The sequence below is a fragment of the Burkholderia sp. Se-20378 genome (assembly GCF_017104665.1).
In the GTDB taxonomy this organism is placed as follows: Bacteria; Pseudomonadota; Gammaproteobacteria; order Burkholderiales; family Burkholderiaceae; genus Burkholderia; species Burkholderia lata.
In genome coordinates, this window is record NZ_JAAGPG010001223.1 from 1 (window position 1) to 669 (window position 669).

General features: G+C 69.1%; 1 pseudogene. It reads left to right on the plus strand.

What is annotated here, in order from left to right:
- Nucleotides 1-123 precede the first annotated feature (123 nt).
- A pseudogene (locus tag G3N93_RS41130) lies at nucleotides 124-669 on the plus strand (type II secretion system F family protein); the annotation flags it as partial.

Here is a 669-nt window from a genome sequence, read left to right on the forward strand (position 1 = left end):
AAAAGCAGTGGTGCAAGCGTACTCAGTGGAGAGTAACAGTGCAATGTTTTTTGTGTCAATGAAACGCCAAACACCGGGAGCAACACGGTTGCGCCCACACTGTCCCTACACGACGCCCTCCCGATCTCGCTCGACGTCCGCGGGCCGGCCCGGGCGCCAACGGCCAGCGCGCGGGACGTCACGCGCTTCACACGCCAGCTCGCAAGCCTGCTGCAGGCCGGGTTGCCGCTCGCGCCGTCGCTCGAGATGCTCGCGCGCACGCGGCCACACGACGGCTTGCCGCGCATCGCCGCAGGTCTCGCCCGCGAGCTCGTCGGCGGACGGCGCTTCGCCGATGCCCTCGCACGCTATCCATCCCAGTTCGGCACGCTGTATCGCCAGCTGATCGAGGTCGGCGAAGCGTCCGGCTCGCTTGGCATCGTGCTGACTCGGGTCGCGGAGCACCGCGAGCGCACCGAAGCGCAGTGGCGCAAGCTGCGGGCCGCGCTCGCCTACCCGGCGGCCATCATCCTGTTCGGGCTCGCGATCTCGGCCGCGTTGATGGTGTGGGTGGTACCGACGTTTCGCCAGATCTTCGACGGTTTTGGCGCCGCACTGCCTGCGCCAACCCGCGCGCTGCTCGCGCTGTCCTCCGCGCTGTCGGCGTGGGGCGGCGTGCTCGCTGCCGGT